We start from the raw sequence: 19,292 nt of genomic DNA on the forward strand, positions 1-19,292 counted from the left end.
ATTCAATGCTCCTGTCTAGTATTATGCCTCAAGCACACGCGCGCCGGTCGGACCAGCGATGATGGCGAGCGTTGCCAGATTGATGAACAACCCGTGTTCGACGACGCCGGGAATGGAATTCAATTCTCTCGCCAAGGCCTCTGCATCAGGAATGCGGCCAAAAGATGCGTCGACGATGAAGTGTCCACCGTCCGTCTTGAAAAGTCCGTCGCCGGAAGCGCGCATCTTGAGTTCGCCGGAAAGGCCGAGCCTGGAGGCGGTCTTTTCGATGGCGATGAGGGTAGCGGCCTGGCCGAAAGGGTTGATCTCGATGGGCAGCGGGAAGCGGCCGAGCGTATCGACGACCTTGCTCTCGTCAGCGATCACGATCATGCGCTGCGAGGCCGCAGCGACGATCTTTTCCCTGAGAAGCGCGCCGCCGCCGCCCTTGATGAGCCGCAGCCGTCCGTCCACCTCGTCGGCACCGTCGATGGTCAGGTCGAGTTCCGGAAGCTCGTCGAGCGACTTGAGCGGCACGCCGAGTTCCACACAGAGCCGCGCGGTGCGCTCCGACGTCGGAACGCCTTCGACGCGCAGGCCTGCGGAGACCTTTTCCGCGAGAAGCCGGACGAACTCTTCCGCGGTGGAGCCGGTTCCGATGCCGAGACGCATCCCGCCGCGGACGTGCTCCAGTGCCGCAGCGGCGGCTTTGATCTTCATTTCGCGGGCGTCCATACGCCTTCAGCTCCAGTCTGTTTCGTCGTGAAGCTGTTTACACGGCTCATGGAACAAACGAAAGCCCCCAGCATGCGGCATCGTGGTTGCAATTCGCCTGTCCATGCCATAACCGGCCATAAGGAGCACCCCTTGTACCAGCGGAGACCCGGATTGACCGCCCCCATCATCGTCTTCGATCTCGACGGCACCTTGGTAGACACTGCACCGGACCTGATCAGCAGCCTCAATCACACCATAGCAGCAGCCGGGCTCGACCCGGTCGGTTACGAGGACCTCACGCACCTCGTCGGGCACGGCGCGCGCGCGATGATCGAACGGGCCTTCCGGCTCCGCGGCGTGCCGCTAAACCAGGACGAGCTGGCGCCGCTGCTCGACCGCTTCATCCTTCACTATAAATCGGAGATGCCCGGCGAGAGCCGGCCGTTTCCCGGGCTTGCCGAGGCGCTTGCGAGACTTGCCGAGGCCGGCTACGGCCTGGCCGTCTGCACCAACAAGATCGAGGAACTGGCGATCCCGCTGATCGAGAAGCTCGGCCTCGCCGACCGTTTCGCGGTCATCGCCGGCGGAGACACGTTTGCGGTCCGCAAGCCGGACGCGGGCCATCTGACCGGCACGATCGAAAAGGCAGGCGGCGATCCGAGGCGCGCCATCATGGTCGGAGACAGCATCAACGACGTGCTCGCCGCGAAGAACGCCGGCATTCCATCAATCGTCGTGCCCTTCGGCTATTCGGACAAGCCGGTCGAGGAGCTCGGCGCTGACCGGCTCATCAACCATTTCGACGAGCTGACGCCCGCCCTCCTCGAGGAGATGCTTGCGGGGAGATAACCTCCCCGCAGATCGCGATCAGCTGCCCGAACGGGCTTCGCTCGTAACCGTGAAGGCCTTGCGGGTGTATTCGTCGCGCCCGTAGACGTCGTCGAAATATTCGATGACACCGTCCTTGTTCGGCCATGCCGTGAAATACGAGACATAGACCGGGACCTTCTGCGGCACCTGGACCGCGCGGTTCTGGCCGGCGGCGATCTGCGCGCCGATATCCTCGACGGTCGTACCCATCACCGCGGCGGCCATCCGGCGCGGTTCGGCGAGACGCACGCAGCCGTGGCTCAGCGCCCGCATGTCACGCTTGAAGAAGCTCTTCGAGGGCGTGTCGTGCATGTAGATCGAGTGCGCATTCGGGAACAGGATCTTCAGCTCGCCGAGCGCATTGTCGCTTCCCGGCGGCTGGCGGACGTCGACATTGTGCGTCGAATTCCAGTCCACGGCGCTCGAGGAGACCTTGCGGCCGCCATAGCTCACTTCGTAGCCCAGACGGTCGAGGTAGCCGGGGTCCTGGCGCAGCTTCGGCAGCATCTCGTTGATGATGATCGACTTCGGCACGCCCCAGTACGGGTTGAACTCGACGGTCTCGATCTGGTCGTTGAAGAAGTAGGTCTGGTTCGCCTTGGAGCCGACCACGACCCGCATCGACAGTTCCGGACGCCCGTCATTCACGTAGTAGGCCGTGAAGGCCGGCTGGTTGATGAAGACGTAGCGGGAACCGAGATCGGCAGGCAGCCAGCGCAGCTCTTCCATCGCCACCACGAGCTTCTCGATCTTGGCGGCATTGCTGTCACCCATCAGCGTCCGAATGGTCGCTTTGCCCACGACGCCGTCGGGGTGCAGGCCACTCTCCTTCTGGAAGCCTTCAACCAGCGCGACGAGCTCGGGCGTGTATTCCGGCGTACCGGTATAGGCGGCGAGCGCCGCAGCATGCTCCGTCTTGAGCGCCTCGGAGGCCCGGATCTTGATTGCCGCGATGACGTTCACGAGTCCGGGATTGCTGACACCCGGCTTCAGGAGCGTGCCCGGAGCAATCGTGATCGTCTGCGACGGATCGCTCTGCTCCGACTTGAGGCGGGCGAGTTCCGTCTGCAGCGCCTGGAACTGCGGATTTGCCGGCATGCGGCTCTTGAGGTAGGCGCCGACATCGGGGCTGAGCCGCATCATGTTGAGGACCGGCTTGAAGTTGACGGCCTTGCGCTTGATGTCGTGATAACCGGAGAGCTTGTTCGGGTCGATACGGCCGCGAACCGTGTCTCCGACATAAGTCAGCGCCTTGATCGACATCGAAAGTTCGAAAGCCATGAGCTCGCGCTGGCGGGCAAGCGGATCCGCGTCCGCAGCCGCTTCGGCCGGTGCCGCGACCAGATAGTCCTCGGGGACCAGTCCAACGAGGTCCGCTTCGGCGAACGCGGCAAGCGCGGAGTGGGCACGCTCGGATACGCCGTTCTCCGTCACCCAGATCAGAGGACGGCCGGCATTGTAATAGGCCTCGACGGCAGCCGCGATGTCGTCCGGCGCACGCAGCTTCGTTTCAGAGAGCAGCCGGCGCTGCTCCGACTGCGGACCCAATAGCGCGATGCTCGCGGTCGTCGAAGCGTCGGAAGCCGCGACCTCAGGCTGAGCGGCCGGCATGGCGGGCGCGGTGATCGTCACCGGGCGCGTCGCTTCCGGCTTGTAGGTGTAGTAGCGCGGTCCGCTGACCTTCGGCAGCGGCTCGGGATCGGCCATCGGGTCGGAGACGCCGGGAAGACGACGGCCGAAGAAGGTATCGTTGCCCCGCTGGCGATTGTCGGCGCCCGGACCGCCGCGCAGCATTTCGAGCAGGGTGATCGCGGCCGCGGGGCGCGGCGCCGTGCTCATGGCCGTGAACGCAGCAAATACCGCCGTCAGCGCAATGGTCTTGTATCGGGTCATTCGTTCTCTCAATTTCCAGTCAGGTGCTGCGGCAAGCCGGATTCGCCGATGATCGACGTTTCGCGGACGAGTAGCCCAACGGCTCTCCAATGAAAAGGTCGCACGGACGGGTCAGAGCCGTCGGCCCCGTAAAAATTATGTGACTGCCCGCGCGGCATTCCGGGGAAACAGCGCGTATTCTAGTCGAATATATCGTTAATTTTTTCCAAACAACCGACCGGACCGCGTCACTGCGGTAGCACCACCACACCCCTGGGTGGAAATCACGGACGGCGCAGTTACGACTGCCACTCAAATTTACGTCAGGCGATTGCGCCCGGGCGGCGCCGGACTAGATTAACACCGGAAGGACGCCGCAATCTCCGGCGAGAAGGTGGAAGCGATGACGAAGACGCGCACGGAAACCGATACGTTCGGCCCTGTCGAAGTGGCGGGCGACCGCTACTGGGGTGCCCAGGCGGAACGCTCGCGCGGCAATTTCAGGATCGGCTGGGAAAAGCAGCCGCTTTCGGTCGTGCGCGCCCTCGGCATCGTCAAGCAGGCGGCGGCGCGCGCCAACATGGCCCTCGGCGTGCTCGATCCGAAGATCGGCAATGTCATCGTCGAGGCCGCGCAGGAGGTGATCGACGGCAAGCTGAACGAGCATTTCCCGCTCGTCGTCTGGCAAACCGGGTCGGGCACGCAATCCAACATGAACGCCAACGAAGTCATCTCGAACCGGGCGATCGAAATGCTCGGCGGCGAGATGGGCTCGAAGAAGCCGGTGCATCCGAACGACCACGTCAACATGAGCCAGTCGTCTAATGACACCTATCCGACGGCCATGCACATCGCCTGCGCGGAAGAGATCGTCCGCCACCTGATTCCAGATCTCAAGCATCTGCAGCAGGCCCTTGACGCCAAGGCGAAATCCTTCGCCCACATCATCAAGATCGGACGCACCCACACGCAGGATGCGACGCCGCTGACGCTCGGCCAGGAATTCTCCGGTTATGCCGCGCAGGTCTCCTCCGCCATCAAGCGCATCGAGCTGACCTTGCCCGGCCTTTGCGAACTCGCCCAGGGCGGCACCGCCGTCGGCACCGGGCTCAACGCGCCGGTGGGCTTTGCCGAAAAGGTGGCCGAAGAGATCGCCGCGATCACCGGCCTGCCCTTCGTCACCGCGCCCAACAAGTTCGAAGCGCTCGCCGCCCACGACGCCATGGTCTTTGCCCACGGAGCGATCAATGCGGCCGCTGCCGCCTGCTTCAAGATCGCCAACGACATCCGGTTCCTCGGTTCCGGCCCCCGTGCGGGGCTCGGGGAACTGGCCTTGCCGGAAAACGAGCCGGGCTCCTCGATCATGCCGGGCAAGGTGAACCCCACCCAGTCGGAGGCGCTAACCCAGGTCTGCGCGCACATCTTCGGCAACCACGCGGCGATCACTTTCGCCGGCAGCCAGGGCCATTTCGAGCTCAACGTCTACAATCCGATGATGGCCTATAACTTCCTGCAGTCGGTGCAGCTGCTCGGCGACGCCGCCCGCTCCTTCACCGACAATTGCGTCACCGGCATCGAGGCGCGTGAGGACAACATCAAGAAGGGCGTCGAAAACTCGCTCATGCTGGTCACCGCGCTCAACACCCGCCTCGGCTACGACACCTGCGCCAAGATTGCCAAGACGGCCCACAAGAACGGCACGACGCTGCGCCAGGAGGCGGTCGGCGGCGGCTACCTCACCAATGAGGAATTTGACGAACTGGTGCGGCCGGAACTGATGATCGGGCCGAAGTGAGTGGATCGACTGTCCTTTTGGCTTGGGCCTTCAAGGCCCGCACCTTTTCTCAAATCGATTTTATTGCAGCGGCCCGGATTTCAATCCATTCAAGCGGGGCGCTTCCCCTTTCGCTGCATTGAATTCTTAAATCCCAGCCCTTAAACCACCGCCATCCGACAACCTGCCTCCGAAAGGCTTTTGACTGATGGCTGACGCTCTCTTTCCACTCGGCGAAGACACCACCCCCTACCGCAAGATTTCCTCCGACTACGTGTCCGTCGACACCTTGAAGGGCCAGGAAATCCTCAGCGTCGATCCGGAGGGCCTGCGCCTGCTGGCCGAGACCGCCTTTGCCGAGATCAACCATCTGCTGCGTCCCGGCCACCTGAAGCAGCTGGCCTCGATCCTGTCGGATCCCGAGGCCACCGACAATGACCGCTTCGTCGCCTACGACCTCCTGAAGAACGCCAACATCGCCGCCGGTGGCGTGCTGCCCATGTGCCAGGACACCGGCACCGCGATCGTCATGGCCAAGAAGGGCCGCCGCGTCTGGACCGAAGGCGGCGATGAGGTGGCGATCGCCAAGGGCGTGATGGACGCCTACGAGCGCAAGAACCTGCGCTATTCGCAGCTCGCGCCCCTGAAGATGTTCGAGGAAAAGAACACGCGCACCAACCTGCCGGCGCAGATCGACATCTACGAGGAAGGCGAGGACGCCTACAAGTTCCTGTTCATGGCCAAGGGCGGCGGCTCGGCCAACAAGACCTACCTCTATCAGGGCACGCCTTCGCTCCTGACTCACGACCGCTTGATCGACTTCCTCAAGGAAAAGATCCTGACGCTCGGCACCGCCGCCTGCCCTCCTTATCATCTGGCGATCGTCATCGGCGGCCTCTCGGCCGAGATGAACCTGAAGACGGTCAAGCTCGCCTCGGCCCGCTACCTCGACAGCCTGCCGACGGAAGGCTCGGAAAGCGGTCACGCCTTCCGTGACCTCGAAATGGAAAAGGAAATCCACAAGCTCACCCAGCAGATGGGCGTCGGCGCGCAGTTCGGCGGCAAGTATTTCTGTCACGACGTTCGCGTGATCCGGCTGCCGCGCCACGGCGCCTCCCTGCCGATCGGCCTCGGCGTCTCCTGTTCCGCCGATCGCCAAGCCGTCGGCAAGATCACCAGGGACGGCATCTTCATCGAGCAGCTCGAGACCGATCCGTCGAAGTACATGCCGGAGATCGACGAGAAGGCCCTTTCGTCCAACGTCGTGAAGATCGACCTGAACCAGCCGATGACCGCGATCCTCGGCGAACTCACCAAGCACCCGATCAAGACCCGCCTCTCCCTCACGGGCACGATCATCGTCGCCCGCGACCTCGCCCACGCCAAGATCCGCGAACGGCTGGAGAAGGGCGAAGGCATGCCGGACTACATGAAGAACCATCCGGTCTACTATGCCGGCCCGGCGAAAACCCCCGTCGGCTACGCATCCGGTTCCTTCGGCCCGACGACGGCCGGCCGCATGGACTCTTATGTCGACCAGTTCCAGTCGTTCGGCGGCTCGATGGTAATGCTCGCCAAGGGCAACCGCTCGCGCGCGGTGCGCGAGGCCTGCAACAAGCACGGCGGCTTCTATCTCGGCTCCATCGGCGGCCCGGCGGCGCGCCTCGCCAAGGACTGCATCAAGAAGGTGGAGGTTCTGGAGTATCCGGAACTCGGCATGGAGGCAGTATGGAAGATCGAAGTCGAGAACTTCCCGGCCTTCATCGTCACCGACGACAAGGGCAATGACTTCTTCCAGGAGTTCAAGCTCGACTGAGAATACAACCGAAAGAAATTAACGACGGAGCGCCAGATGGCGCTCCGTCGTTGTTTAAGAAAGGACGATATAAAAGCAGTATCAGCGCTTTAAAGAATCTTCTCAAATACAAAACAACAAGAAACCCGACCATAATTGGGGTTCGCGGAATTAAGCATTTCCAAACAGTTGAAGTTTATCTTAACAAGACGAATCAGGGGACTTGGAAAGGGGGATTTCGCGATGAACACGGGCGCGAAGGCGCAGGTTCCGGACATCGCCGCACAGATTACCTACGCCATGCGCACCATGGGCGTGGCACCGATCCCGCGCAACTACGAGCTCTTCTATGAAGCCTATATCGGCTCCAATCCTGCATTGACGCGCGACCTCTCCGCGCTCGGCAGCAAGGCGACGCAGGAAGAACTGGACACGCTCGGCGAACAGTATTTCGGCGGCCATCACCAGTCGCGCATCATGGAAAATGTCCACACGCGGATCGTGACGGAACTGGACGGCCTGCTGGGACTGCTGAAGCAGGAGCAGAGCTCGCTCGAGAGCTACAACAAGCTTCTCGGCGAGACATGCAACCGCATCAACACCAAGAGCAAGAACAGTGCCGAAATACTGCGCAGCGCGATCACGTTGCTGCAGGAGGCAACCGGCGACACCATGGCGCACGGCGAAAAAACCGTCGAGAGCGTCGAGCAGAAGTCGCAGGAAATGGCCGAAGTCCGCAAGGAACTCGACGAATACAAACGCATCGCCAACACCGACTCCCTGACGCGCATCGCGAACCGTCGCGCCTTCGACGAGAAGCTTGCGGCGATCTATGACGGCAGCTTCAACCTGCCGCTGACCGGCCTCGTGCTGGCCGACATCGACCACTTCAAGAAAATCAATGACAGCTACGGCCATCCGGTCGGCGACAAGATCTTGGCGTCGGTCGCGACCGTCATCCGCATGAATGTCCGCAAGGACGTCTTTGTATCCCGCACCGGGGGCGAGGAATTCGCCATCATCGTCGACGGCAACACCCCCGACGAGATCATGCAGATGTGCGAACGCATACGCCAGGCGCTGGAGCTGACGCCTTTCAAGAATTCCCGGACCGGCGTCAATTACGGACCGATCACGCTTTCTCTCGGTCTGTGCATGGCAAATGCTGCCGAGGATCCGGGCGAACTCTACGCCAAGGCGGACATCGCCCTCTATTGTGCCAAGAATGCCGGCCGCAACTGCACCCGGCAGTTCGAGGACGGGATGAAGAAAGACTTCACCAAAAGCTGGCTCATCTACCGTCGTTGACGGACACCGCCTACCACATCGTCGTGGCCGCGCGCGCCGGCCACTCCCGATCGTAGGCATCCTTGTCGAAATCTGCTTTCGCCGCCTGCAGCATGTCGCCCGGGGTCGGAAGGCTTTTCGGATCGACGAAGCGGTCGACGTTCCAGAGATCCGCGCGCATGACGGCGCGGGCGCACTGGAAATAGACCTCGCCGATGGTGACGACCACGACGCCGCGCGGATGCTTGCCCTCCACCTCGAAGCTGTCGATCAACGCCTCGTCCACCGAAACCACGGCCGTGCCGTTCACCCGCACCACGCTGTTCGAGCCCGGGATCAGGAACATCAGCGCCACGCGCGGGTCCCGCACGATGTTCCGGAGCGAGTCAATGCGGTTGTTGCCGCGCCAGTCCGGCAGCGCGAGACGGCGCTCGTCCTCGATGCGCACCGCGCCGCCGGGATCGCCGCGCGGCGAGCAGTCGAGCCCGTCCTCTCCGACCGTTGCGAGCGCGACGAAGGGCGAGGCCTCGATCATCCGCCGGTAGGCGGGGGTGAGAAAGGACGTGACCTTCACCAGCGAGGCCTCTCCGGGCTCGCCATAGCGCGCAATGAGCTCTTCGACGGTACGGATCGTCTTCATCGAAACCTCCGGGGTGTAACCAAGCCATCCCGGTGTATAGCCGATTTCCTAACAGGATGACGACAGTCGCCGCTCCGGTTCGTCGGCAATTCCTGCGCCGTCGTCAAAGACGAAGGAGACAACCTCCGCGATGACATCCGGCGCCGCCACGATCCTGCGATGTCCGAAGCCATTAGCCCACCGGACAGTCACGTGAGGGCCGGCTCTTTCAAGGCGGCGGGCGTGTTCGGCGTGCACCTCCTTGTCCTCTTCGGCGTGCAGAACGAGGATCTCGCGGCCGATCCGCGCCGCGATCGGGACGGTGTCGAGTGCATCGACAGGACAACCCGCAACCGCCTCGGCGCGCTTCACCATGGCCCGCCGGACGGAGGGGCGGAGCTTCAGCATGCCGCAGAAACTGTCGATCACCCAGTGTATGTTGCTCGGCGCAGCAAGGAGCACCACCCTGCCCGGCTCGAAGCGGCAGGCGCCGGGAAAGACGCCGCCGATCGCAGTCACTACCGAAGCCCCGCCGAAGGAATGGCCGATGGCGACATCGAAGAAGCCGAGCCGCTCCTGAACGGCGCAGATCGCCTCCGCCGCGAGGCGCAGATTCAGATGCCGCCCGGAGGAATGCCCGTGTCCCGGCAAATCGAGCAGCACGACTTCGGCTCCTGCTCGGTGAAGGTCGGCGGCGAGCCGTGCCAGATATTCGGCGCGCGAGCCCCAGCCGTGTATGATAAGCACGCGCGGCGCGTCGGCATTTTCTGCACTCAAACGACGAGCGGCGATGTTGCCCGAGGAGACCGGCAGCATGATCCGCTCGGCTCCTGCCAGTTGTTCGGCGCCGCTGGCGAGCGCGGACACGGCCTTGACGTCTTTCGGTCGGCGGGGCGGCGTGCGGCAGAAGAGCGAGAAAGCCAGTCGCCCCGAGAGGCCGGGCGACAGAAGACCGGCGAGCGAGAAGCCGAAACGGGTGACCTCGAGCGCGAAGGATGCCATATTGGGATTCTCCAATGATGTTCAATGCTGAACAATAAAAGTACAACGATGAACAAAAATCAATCCCTTCCCTGGGACCATCCGCGTTTTCGAAGCTGGATCGCCGTCGGTCGTGCCTGCCAGATGATGCAGACGGCCCTCGGTCGAGCCCTGGCTCCGCTCGAAATCAAGACGCCGCATCTCGACATCCTCATCAATCTCTATCGACACGAAGGGATCTCGCAGCAGGAGCTGGCGCGCAAACTGCTGGTCGGCCGCTCCAACATGAGCATGCTGCTGCCACAGATGGAAAAGCGCGGGCTGATCTCGCGGCGCGACGATCCGAAGGACAAGCGTGTGTTGCGCCTGTTCCTGACCGAGAAGGGTCGCGACGTCACCGAACGTGCCATGACGATCCAGACAGAGCTGATCGAAAGAACGCTCTCCGTGACGCCGATCGATGAATGCCTGCGGCTCGCAAGTCACATGGAAGCGCTGATCGCGAGACTTCACGCGGACAATCTCGAGGACGACTAGGCCCTAGAGGTCACCGGCCGTCGCGGCTCAACCCCTTCTCGGAAAGCTTGCGCTCGTATTCGGCGAAGAGTTCGCCGCCCTTCTGCCCGAGTTCCCGCAGATAGGACCAGGTGAAGATACCGCTGTCATGACCATCGTCGAACGCGATGCGCACGGCGTAATTGCCGGTCGGATGAACCGCGGTAATGGAAACATTGCGTTTCCCGGGCACCGTGACCTCCTGTCCTGGCCCATGGCCCTTGACTTCCGCCGAGGGTGACAGAACCCGAAGCATCTCTGCCGGCAATGCGAAGGACGCGCCGTCGTCGAAGGCGACCGACAATTGCCGGCGGTCTTTGGAAACCTTCAGTTCGGTCGGCCAGAACTCACTCATGATCGATACTCCCCGCGTGGCTGGAGAGCAGAACTAAGCGGCGCCCCCTGCCTGCGCAAGCCATTTTGCTACGATCCTGCTCGAGTTGATTGCTTGACGAGACGACAGGATGTCACCAGATTATCCTGAAAACGGAGGAGAGGCGTTGAACTACAATCCCGGCTCGCTCGGAAAGGCCAAAGGCCCGGCGCCCGATAGCGCGCCCATGATCGACCCGTTCGGCCGCACGGTCTCCTACCTGCGCGTCTCTGTCACCGACCGCTGCGATTTCCGCTGCACCTATTGCATGGCGGAAAATATGAATTTCCTGCCGAAGAAGGACCTTCTCACGCTGGAGGAGCTCGACAGGCTCTGTTCGGCCTTCGTCGCGAAGGGCGTGCGCAAGCTGAGGCTCACCGGCGGCGAACCCCTTGTGCGCAAGAACATCATGTTTCTCATCCGGGGCCTCGGAAGGCATCTGGAAAGCGGCGCACTCGACGAGCTCACGTTGACAACCAATGGCTCGCAACTCGCCCGTTTCGCCGGCGAACTCGCCGACTGCGGCGTCCGGCGCATCAACGTCTCGCTCGATACACTCGATCCGCGGAAATTTGCCGAGATCACCCGGTGGGGTGATTTCGCCAAGGTGATGGAGGGCATCGAGGCGGCGCTGAAGGCCGGGATTCGCGTCAAGCTCAACGCCGTCGCCCTCAAGGATTTCAACGAGGACGAGATTGCGGACCTGCTGCGTTACGCTCACGGTAACGGCATGGACCTGACTCTGATCGAGACCATGCCGATGGGCGAGACCGGGGAAGACCGCACGGACCGTTACTTGCCGCTGTCGATCGTCCGGCAACGGCTCGAGACCCAGTTCACCCTCGCCGACATTCCTTATCGCACCGGCGGCCCGGCCCGCTATGTCGAGGTAAAGGAAACCGGCGGGCGGCTTGGTTTCATCACGCCGCTCACCCATAACTTCTGCGAGAGCTGCAACCGGGTGCGCCTTACCTGCACCGGCACGCTCTACATGTGCCTCGGCCAGGAGGACGCCGCCGACCTGAGAGCGGCGCTGAGGGCGTCGGACGAGGATACCTTGCTTGCCGCAGCGATCGACGAGGCAATCTCGCGCAAGCCGAAGGGCCACGACTTCATCATCGACCGCGACCACACCCGCCCCGCCGTCGCTCGCCACATGAGCGTGACCGGCGGCTGACACTGCCCGTTCCGCCTGCCATTCCTTCTCCGCCGCGACGGCCGTAATCGCAACATGCAAGCGAACACGAATTTGGTGTTGCACAACACAGTATTGCCGTGTCCTCTCCATCGCGTGACGATTTCGGAGATTCGCCGGTGGCCGGTCTGCGCTCTCCGTTGCCGAAGAACACATCCAGATCCCGGAAGCGGGTTCTCTCCCCGGAAAGACATGGAATGAAACTATCCACGAATACCACGGGCGCCATCCTGATGATGATGTCGATGGCAGGTTTCACCTGCAACGATGCCGTGATCAAGGCGGTGACACCGTACATGAACGTCGGCCAGATCATGCTCATCCGCGGGGCGATGACGAGCATTCTCGTCTACATGATCGCCCGGCGCATGAACGCGCTCGATCACATCCGCACACTCTTCCAGCCGATGGTTGCACTGCGCGTCCTCTTCGAGGTAACCGCGGCGATCGCCTATCTCTCCGCCCTCGGGCAGATTCCGCTCGGCAATGCCGCATCCATCCTGCAATCCCTGCCGCTCGCCGTGACGCTGGGGGCTGCTCTCTTCCTCGGAGAACCGGTCGGCTGGCGGCGCTGGACGGCGATCATCGTCGGCTTCATCGGCGTCATGATCATCATCCGCCCGGGGCCTGAAGGCTTCACGCTCGCCTCGCTCTACGTCGTCGGCAGCGTGTTCTCCGCCGCTGCCCGCGATCTCGTGACGAAGCGCATTCAGGCGGGCGTATCATCGCTCAGCGTCACGCTCTTTTCGGCGGCAGGAAATGCCGTGGCGGGCGCGCTCCTCATCCAGCCCTTCGGCGGATGGCAGCCGATGACCGGCGAATTGTACTGGCTTCTCGCGCTCGCCTCGGTGCTCGTCTTCATCGGCTATCAGGCGATCATCATGGCGATGCGCACCGGCGAGATCTCCTTCATCGCACCGTTCCGCTATACCAGCCTCCTTTGGGCGGTCGGCCTCGGGCTCGTGGTCTTCGGCGAAGTGCCGGACATCTGGATGGTGACCGGAACCGCGATCGTCATCGCGTCGGGTCTCTATACCTTCTATCGAGAAAACAAGCGAAGGGCGGGCGGATGAGAAGACCCCCGGGCGTCATTCTGGCCGGTGGCCTCTCCCGCCGCATGGGCGAGAGCAAGGCGGCCGTGCTGCTCAGTGGCAAGGCGATGATCCGCCACGTCGCGGAAAGCCTTGGTCCGCAAGTCTCGTCGCTCGCCGTCAACGCACCCGAGGGTGCCGACGCTGGACTCGGTCTACCGCTCGTTCCGGATACCGTCGCCGGACATCCGGGGCCGCTCGCGGGCGTGCTCGCCGGCCTGCGCTACGCCGAGCGGTTCAGGCCACGGCCACAGCATATTGTTACGGCACCGGCGGATACGCCCTTCCTTCCGCGAAATCTCGTCGAGAAACTGGAAGCCGCCCTGCCCGCGGACGACGCCATCGCCGTCGCCTCGTCGATGGGGCACCGGCATCCGGTGGTCGCGCTCTGGCCGCTTGCGCTTGCCGACGATCTCGAGGAATGGCTGGCAGATCCCGGGAACCGCAAGCTCCAGGCCTTCATCGCGCGTCATCCGTCGACGTCCGTCGAATTCCCGCCGATCGAGACAAAACGGGGGCTGCTCGATCCCTTCTTCAACGTCAACACGCCCGACGATCTCGCCCTCGCGAAAGCCTTTCTGGAGGAGGAAGACGGATGACCGCAACGCCAAGAATCTTCGGCATCTCGGGCTGGAAGAATTCCGGCAAGACGGGCCTCGCCGTTCGCCTCGTCGCCGAGTTCACCCGGCGCGGCTACCGGATCTCGACGATCAAGCACGCCCACCACGACTTCGACATCGACAAGGTCGGCGCCGACAGCTACCGCCACCGCGAGGCCGGCGCCCATGAGGTGACGATCGTCTCCGGAACGCGCTATGCCATCATGCATGAATTGCGTGGCGCGCCGGAACCGAGCTTCGCGGAAATCCTGGCACGGATCGCGCCCTGCGATCTCGTGCTGATAGAGGGATACAAGCGCGAACCGATTCCGAAGATCGAAGCGCGACGGCTCGAAGCGAAAAGCCGCGAACCGCTGGCGCCCACCGACCCGCACATCGTCGCGATAGCGGCGGACCATCCGGTCACCGGCACCGATCTGCCGGTGTTCGACCTCGACGACACGATGGCGATCACCGATTTCGTTACCCGCGTGACCGGCCTGCCACCGCTTTCCCCCGCAACCGCCTGAACAGACGAAAGGGCCGCCGGCGGATGCCGGCGGCCCTTCCTTTTGTCTTCCCTCTACGCTTACCGGTTTGCCGCAACCGGGCGCACGAGCGCCGTGACACGGCGGATGGTCACACGCCGGTTCTGCTGCTCGGCAGCCTGCGTGCGGATCTTGAGGTAACGCTCGCCATACCCCTGGACCGTCATGTTTTCCGGCGGGATGCCGTAAACCTCGGTGAGCAGGTTGGCGACGGTTTCCGCGCGACGGTCCGAAAGCACGAGGTTCGAACGGTCCGAACCGACGGCATCGGTGTGGCCTTCGATGAGGAAGACCTCGCCCGGGTCCTTCGCCAGTACCTTCTCCATCGCCTCGGCGACCTTGCGGAGCGTCTTGGCCTGGGCGAGCGGCACTTCGGCCGAGCCCGACGGGAAGGTGATGGTGTCGAGATCGATACGGCGAACCTTGTCGCGCAGGCGTGCCGACGACTTCACCTCCTCGATCGAGTAGACGCGTTCCACCCGTTCGACCGGCGGCTGGGCGAGGAAGTTGTAGTAGTCGCGGTCCGGAGCGTCCGACATCGTGACGATGTAGTCGTTGAGCGGAACCGTGAGACGCATCGGCGGCAGGCTGTAGCCGACGTCGACATAGACGCGCGGCCGGTCGGTATCGGCCTCGGGTGCATAGAACAGCACGTATTCGTCGCCGTCCTCCGTGACCCGCGAGCGCTGGATGATATCGCCGTAGCGGTTGTAGATCGTCACGATCCGCGTTCCGTTTCCGCGCACCACCGTCTCACGGACGCGGCCGCGCGACAGCTCTTCGTAATAGCTGTCCTCGGCATCGTAACGGATACGCTGACGCTCGTCGCCGCGGACGACGATCTGGTTCCCGACATTGATGATCATGCGGTCATCGACCTGCTCGATGACCTTCACTTCGGTGACCTGATTGGACACGTTGTTCTGGATCACCGTGTTGTTGGTCACATTGGTGACGTTGGTCACGTTGTTGATGACCGTCTGGGGCACCTGGAAGGCAGGTGCAGCATCGAGCCTGTTGCCCTCTTCCTTGATCGCAGCGTCGATGGCCCCCTGTTCGATCTGTACCGCCTCTGCCTGAGCCGCGGCATCGCTTTCCGGCGGCGGGGCGACCGGCTCTTCCGACCTCAGTTGCATGCGCTGCTCACGCACGCCTTCTCCTCCGGAATTGTCGGCGTCCTTGTCGCTGTCGAGAACGGCAGCGCCGTTGTCGACCGGCAGGACGACCGTCTCGGCGGTCTTGGATGGATCTTCTGCGATCTGCAGCTTCTCTTCTTCGGTGCGGGTATCGACGATTTCCGGAACAGGAGCCTCTTCGGGCGGCTCGACGGCCGGGACCACGGCCTGCTCACCCTGCTGCTCCGGGACCTGGTCGGCGGACGACTGGTCGGGAGCGGCCGGGGCTTCACCCTGCGCGGCGTCCGGGCCAGGGACCGGTTGTTGCTCGGCAGGTACCTGCCCCTCGGCCGGCGCCTGTTCTTCGGCGGGTGGCTGCTGTTCCTCCGCGGGCGCCTGCTGTTGCTCCGCGGGCGCTTGCTCTTCGGCCGGGGCCTGCTCCTCTGCCGGAGCCTGCGGCTCTTCTGCAGGGGTCTGTTCTTCCTCCGCAGGAGCCTGCTGCTCCTCGGCAGGTGCCTGTTGTTCCTCTACGGGCGGCTGCTCCTCAGCAGGAGCCTGTTCCTCTGCCGGAGGCTGCTGCTCCTCGACGGGTGCTTGCTCCTCGGCAGGGGCCTGCTCCTCGGTCGGAACTTGCGGCTCTTCGGCAGGGGCCTGCTGTTCTTCTACCGGCGGCTGCTCTTCAGCAGGAGCTTGTTCTTCAGCGGGAGCCTGCTGTTCCTCGACGGGTGCTTGCTCTTCGGCCGGGGCCTGTTCCTCTACGGGCGGCGGCTCTTCAGCCGGGGCCTGTTCCTCAGCGGGTGCCTGTTCCTCTACCGGCGCCTGCGGACACGCGTCGGCCGATTCGGCCTCGCTTCCGTCGCCGCAGGTTACCTGCGCGACAAGAATTCCCTGCTCCCCGCGAGCGGACGGGGCGACAGCTTCCTGAGCCTGCGACACTGCGCGCGCGGCAACCGGCTCCACGACGACGGCCGCCGAGAGAACCGGCAGGGCGACCGTGGCGAACAGTTTTGATCTCAAAGTCATTTCGTTTTCCTTGTGACGCGTGTCTCCACGCACTTCCGAGGAGCGAACAAGAGAAGACGGCATTGTTGTGTCCGCCTCACTAGTCGTCCCGCTCCTGATCAGCGACCGTAGTTTGCGGCAAATTAACCGTAGCTGAATGGAAAAAGTTTCATGCACCGGCGGAATTACGCGCCGAGAGCAATACTGTTGCTCGTCATGCCGCGAACTCGACAGTCTGATGCGTTTTTTGGATACCGGCGTCTTTGCTGTTGATTTTCCGCGAAAAAGAGTAGGAATATCGCCGCAGGCCCGGCACGTTCGGTGCCGCCATCCCAGTGAGCGCGGGAACAACAACCGCGCGGATGACCAACAGAGAGGATCATTATGCGTATTTCCACCCGTTTCTTTGCAGCGGTGTCCATTGCCGCACTGTCGCTTTTCGCGGGCAGCGCCATGGCCGAAGGCGAAAAGCTGATCATCGGCACCGAAGGCGCCTACCCGCCCTTCAACAACCTGCAGGCCGACGGCACCCTGGTCGGCTTCGACATCGACATCGCCAAGGCACTTTGCGAAGAAATGAAGGTCGAATGCGAATTCGTCACCCAGGATTGGGATGGTATCATCCCCGCCCTGCAGGCGAAGAAGTTCGACGCCATCATCGCCTCCATGTCGATCACACCGGAACGGTTGGAAAAGGTCGATTTCTCCGAGAAATACTACAACACCGGACCGGCGATTGCCGTTGCGAAGGACTCGCCGATCAAGACGGTCGAGGATCTGAAGGGCAAGGTCCTGGGCGCACAGTCGTCCACCACTCATGCCAACTATGCTGAAAAGCACATGCCCGATTCCGAGCTGAAGCTCTACCCGACGACGGACGAGTACAAGCTCGACCTCGAAGGCGGTCGCGTCGACGCCGTCATCGATGACGTTGTGGTTCTGTCGGAATGGGTCAAGTCGGACGCAGGCGCCTGCTGCAAGATCATGGTGGCCCTCACGCCCGATATCGAGATCAACGGTCCCGGTGCCGGCATTGCCGTCCGCAAGGGCGAAACCGCGCTGGCCGACAAGTTCAGTGCTGCGATCAAGGCGATTCGCGCCAACGGCAAGTATAAGGAAGTCAACGACAAGTACTTCGATTTCGACGTTTACGGCGAATAATCGCCCGACTCGGAGATCGCTCACAAATGGCGGAAGGCAGCTTCTTCCGCCATTTACGTTTCGTGCGAACGGAAATAAGGACAAGGCGGCGCAGACCGCGACAGGGGAACAGGCATGAGCGGATTACTTTCCGCGATCGGCGCACTCTGGGCCTGGGTGCAATATACGTTTGATCCGTTCTGCGGACCGGCAGGCCTCTTTACTCTCTTCGGCTCCTCACTGGCATCGTGCGGCCCCGAGGGCTGGGGCGACGAAATCGCCTTCGGCGTCAAGGTGACGGTGACGCTGTCTCTGGCGACGTTGCCCGTCGGGCTGCTGATGGGGTTCCTGATCGCGCTCGCCATGCAGTCCGAGGACAAGATCCTGCGGCTGGCCGGCGGCATCTACACGACGATCTTCCGCGGCCTTCCGGAGCTCCTCACGCTCTTCATCGTCTACTATGGCCTGCAGATGGCGATCCAGGCCCTGCTCAACGCCTTCGGCTATGACGAGCGTGTCGAGATCAACGCCTTCGTCTCCGGCATGATTGCGCTCTCGGTCGTGTTCTCCTCCTACTGCTCGGAAGTACTGCTCTCGGCCTTCCGCGCCATTCCGCAGGGACAGTATGAAGCCGGCGATGCGCTCGGCCTTCACCGCGGACGAACGATGCGGCTCGTGATATTGCCGCAGCTGATCCGCATCGCCCTTCCCGGCCTCGGGAACCTCTGGATGAACCTCCTGAAGGATACGGCACTCGTTTCGGTTATCGGGCTCACCGACATCCTGCGCCAGACGGGCGTTGCGGCGAAGGTCAGCAAGGAAGCGTTCTTCTTCTATGTGCTGGCGTGCGGCCTCTATCTCGGCCTCGCCGTCCTTTCGTCGGGCGGGCTCAGTCTCATCGACCGCTGGAGCCATCGTGCGGAGGCACACCGATGAGCTATACGACCGAACTCATCGCCCCGCGCCCCGCCCCTGTCCTTCCGGCGAAGCCGCCGACCATGGGCCGGCTGGTCGGCTATGTCGGCCTCGCCCTGTGGGGGCTGCTGGCGCTTTCGCTGATCTACATGATGGTCAGCAACTGGGACACCGACAAATTCGTCAAGTACGGGCCGCGCTACCTTTCCGGCCTATGGGTCACGGCAACACTCGTCTTCGCCTCCATCTTTTTCGGCGCTCTCCTTTCGATGCCGATTGCCTTTGCCAGGATGTCGAAGAACCGGCTGCTCAACGCGATTTCCTACGCCTACGTCTACGTGTTCCGCGGAACGCCGCTGCTCGCCCAGATCTATCTCATCTATTACGGTCTCGGCAGCTTCCGTCCGCAGATCGAAGCGGTCGGCCTCTGGTGGTTCTTCCGTGAGGCCTGGTACTGCGCACTGCTGTCGATGACCATGAACACCGCCGCCTACCAGGCCGAAATCCTGCGCGGCGCGATCCAGAGCGTTCCAAGCGGGCAGATCGAGGGCGCGAAGTCTCTCGGCCTCTCGCCCTTCGTCACCTTCTGGAAGATCATCCTGCCGCAGGCCCTCATCGTGGCCCTTCGTCCTTACGGCAACGAGATCGTGCTGATGATCAAGGGCTCGGCGGTCGTCGCCGTCGTCACCGTGTTCGATCTCATGGGCCAGACCCGCTACACCTTCTCGCGCACCTTCGACTATCAGGCCTATCTCTGGGCCGCGGTCTTCTACCTGTCGATCGTCGAGACGATGCGTCACGTCTGGGCAGCTCTCGAAGCCCGCCTGACCCGCCACCTCAAACGGTAACCTCACGGCGCCGCCCC

18 protein-coding genes are annotated in these 19,292 nt (G+C 62.9%); 12 read left to right on the forward strand and 6 right to left on the reverse strand.

All coding sequences use genetic code 11. The features are described from left to right. Positions 1 to 21: 21 nt before the first annotated feature. Positions 22 to 714, reverse strand: coding sequence for a ribose-5-phosphate isomerase RpiA (gene rpiA, locus ACM6UT_RS08535; RefSeq protein ID WP_416796917.1), 693 nt, complete (start codon positions 712 to 714; stop codon positions 22 to 24). Between the two features lie 153 nt (positions 715 to 867). Between rpiA and ACM6UT_RS08540 the strand changes: the two genes are divergently transcribed. Further along, a complete protein-coding gene (locus ACM6UT_RS08540; RefSeq protein ID WP_416796918.1) occupies positions 868 to 1,545 on the forward strand; it encodes an HAD family hydrolase in 678 nt (225 codons plus the stop codon). Between the two features lie 18 nt (positions 1,546 to 1,563). Here ACM6UT_RS08540 and ACM6UT_RS08545 read toward each other — a convergent pair whose 3' ends face one another. Continuing rightward, the gene (locus ACM6UT_RS08545) at positions 1,564 to 3,459 is read right to left on the reverse strand and encodes a L,D-transpeptidase family protein (protein WP_416796919.1); all 1,896 of its coding nucleotides are present in this window, start codon (positions 3,457 to 3,459) and stop codon (positions 1,564 to 1,566) included. Positions 3,460 to 3,841: 382 nt separating this feature from the next. On the opposite strand from ACM6UT_RS08545, the gene fumC reads away from it, so the two are divergent. The 3 genes from fumC (at position 3,842) to ACM6UT_RS08560 (ending at position 8,315) form a co-directional block, all read left to right on the forward strand. Then, a complete protein-coding gene (gene fumC / locus ACM6UT_RS08550; RefSeq protein ID WP_416796920.1) occupies positions 3,842 to 5,233 on the forward strand; it encodes a class II fumarate hydratase in 1,392 nt (463 codons plus the stop codon). Between the two features lie 187 nt (positions 5,234 to 5,420). Further along, complete coding sequence (locus tag ACM6UT_RS08555) at positions 5,421 to 7,028, forward strand: fumarate hydratase (RefSeq protein WP_416796921.1); 1,608 nt, start codon at positions 5,421 to 5,423, stop codon at positions 7,026 to 7,028. A 222-nt stretch (positions 7,029 to 7,250) separates the two neighbouring features. Further along, positions 7,251 to 8,315, forward strand: a complete 1,065-nt coding sequence (locus tag ACM6UT_RS08560) for a GGDEF domain-containing protein (RefSeq protein WP_416796922.1) — start codon at positions 7,251 to 7,253, stop codon at positions 8,313 to 8,315. Between the two features lie 10 nt (positions 8,316 to 8,325). Here the strand turns inward: ACM6UT_RS08560 and ACM6UT_RS08565 are convergent, their stop codons facing one another. Then, positions 8,326 to 8,934 carry a pyridoxamine 5'-phosphate oxidase family protein gene (locus ACM6UT_RS08565; RefSeq protein ID WP_416796923.1) on the reverse strand — a complete coding sequence of 203 codons (609 nt, stop codon included), beginning with the start codon at positions 8,932 to 8,934 and terminating at the stop codon, positions 8,326 to 8,328. A 48-nt stretch (positions 8,935 to 8,982) separates the two neighbouring features. After that, the gene (locus ACM6UT_RS08570; RefSeq protein WP_416796924.1) at positions 8,983 to 9,915 is read right to left on the reverse strand and encodes an alpha/beta fold hydrolase; all 933 of its coding nucleotides are present in this window, start codon (positions 9,913 to 9,915) and stop codon (positions 8,983 to 8,985) included. A gap of 48 nt (positions 9,916 to 9,963) precedes the next feature. Between ACM6UT_RS08570 and ACM6UT_RS08575 the strand changes: the two genes are divergently transcribed. Beyond that, complete coding sequence (locus ACM6UT_RS08575; protein WP_416796925.1) at positions 9,964 to 10,431, forward strand: MarR family winged helix-turn-helix transcriptional regulator; 468 nt, start codon at positions 9,964 to 9,966, stop codon at positions 10,429 to 10,431. A gap of 10 nt (positions 10,432 to 10,441) precedes the next feature. On the opposite strand, the gene ACM6UT_RS08580 is transcribed toward ACM6UT_RS08575, so the two are convergent. Continuing rightward, complete coding sequence (locus tag ACM6UT_RS08580; protein ID WP_416796926.1) at positions 10,442 to 10,804, reverse strand: gamma-butyrobetaine hydroxylase family protein; 363 nt, start codon at positions 10,802 to 10,804, stop codon at positions 10,442 to 10,444. A gap of 205 nt (positions 10,805 to 11,009) precedes the next feature. Between ACM6UT_RS08580 and moaA the strand changes: the two genes are divergently transcribed. The 4 genes from moaA to mobB all read left to right on the forward strand — a co-directional run bounded on the left by moaA (position 11,010) and on the right by mobB (position 14,237). Further along, positions 11,010 to 11,999: a GTP 3',8-cyclase MoaA gene (gene moaA / locus ACM6UT_RS08585; RefSeq protein ID WP_416797085.1), complete on the forward strand. Its 990-nt coding sequence runs from the start codon at positions 11,010 to 11,012 to the stop codon at positions 11,997 to 11,999. 215 nt (positions 12,000 to 12,214) lie between these two features. Next, positions 12,215 to 13,090, forward strand: a complete 876-nt coding sequence (locus ACM6UT_RS08590) for a DMT family transporter (RefSeq protein WP_416796927.1) — start codon at positions 12,215 to 12,217, stop codon at positions 13,088 to 13,090. After that, the gene (mobA, locus tag ACM6UT_RS08595; RefSeq protein WP_416796928.1) at positions 13,087 to 13,707 is read left to right on the forward strand and encodes a molybdenum cofactor guanylyltransferase MobA; all 621 of its coding nucleotides are present in this window, start codon (positions 13,087 to 13,089) and stop codon (positions 13,705 to 13,707) included. Before ACM6UT_RS08590 ends, mobA begins: the two co-directional genes overlap by 4 nt. Next, entirely contained in the window at positions 13,704 to 14,237 is a 534-nt protein-coding gene (gene mobB / locus ACM6UT_RS08600) for a molybdopterin-guanine dinucleotide biosynthesis protein B (protein ID WP_416796929.1), read from the forward strand. Before mobA ends, mobB begins: the two co-directional genes overlap by 4 nt. A 59-nt stretch (positions 14,238 to 14,296) precedes the next feature. Here mobB and ACM6UT_RS08605 read toward each other — a convergent pair whose 3' ends face one another. Beyond that, positions 14,297 to 16,393, reverse strand: a complete 2,097-nt coding sequence (locus tag ACM6UT_RS08605; protein ID WP_416796930.1) for an OmpA family protein — start codon at positions 16,391 to 16,393, stop codon at positions 14,297 to 14,299. Positions 16,394 to 16,756: 363 nt separating this feature from the next. Here ACM6UT_RS08605 and ACM6UT_RS08610 point away from each other — a divergent pair, with 363 nt between their 5' ends. The 3 genes from ACM6UT_RS08610 (at position 16,757) to ACM6UT_RS08620 (ending at position 19,275) form a co-directional block, all read left to right on the forward strand. Next, the gene (locus ACM6UT_RS08610) at positions 16,757 to 17,533 is read left to right on the forward strand and encodes a transporter substrate-binding domain-containing protein (protein ID WP_416796931.1); all 777 of its coding nucleotides are present in this window, start codon (positions 16,757 to 16,759) and stop codon (positions 17,531 to 17,533) included. Positions 17,534 to 17,647: 114 nt separating this feature from the next. Continuing rightward, on the forward strand, positions 17,648 to 18,448 hold the full coding sequence (locus ACM6UT_RS08615) for an ABC transporter permease (protein WP_416796932.1): 801 nt from the start codon (positions 17,648 to 17,650) through the stop codon (positions 18,446 to 18,448). Beyond that, positions 18,445 to 19,275, forward strand: coding sequence for an ABC transporter permease (locus ACM6UT_RS08620; RefSeq protein WP_416796933.1), 831 nt, complete (start codon positions 18,445 to 18,447; stop codon positions 19,273 to 19,275). Before ACM6UT_RS08615 ends, ACM6UT_RS08620 begins: the two co-directional genes overlap by 4 nt. Positions 19,276 to 19,292: the final 17 nt, after the last annotated feature.

The organism is Ciceribacter azotifigens, from assembly GCF_048159625.1.
Taxonomy (GTDB): domain Bacteria; phylum Pseudomonadota; class Alphaproteobacteria; order Rhizobiales; family Rhizobiaceae; genus Allorhizobium; species Allorhizobium azotifigens.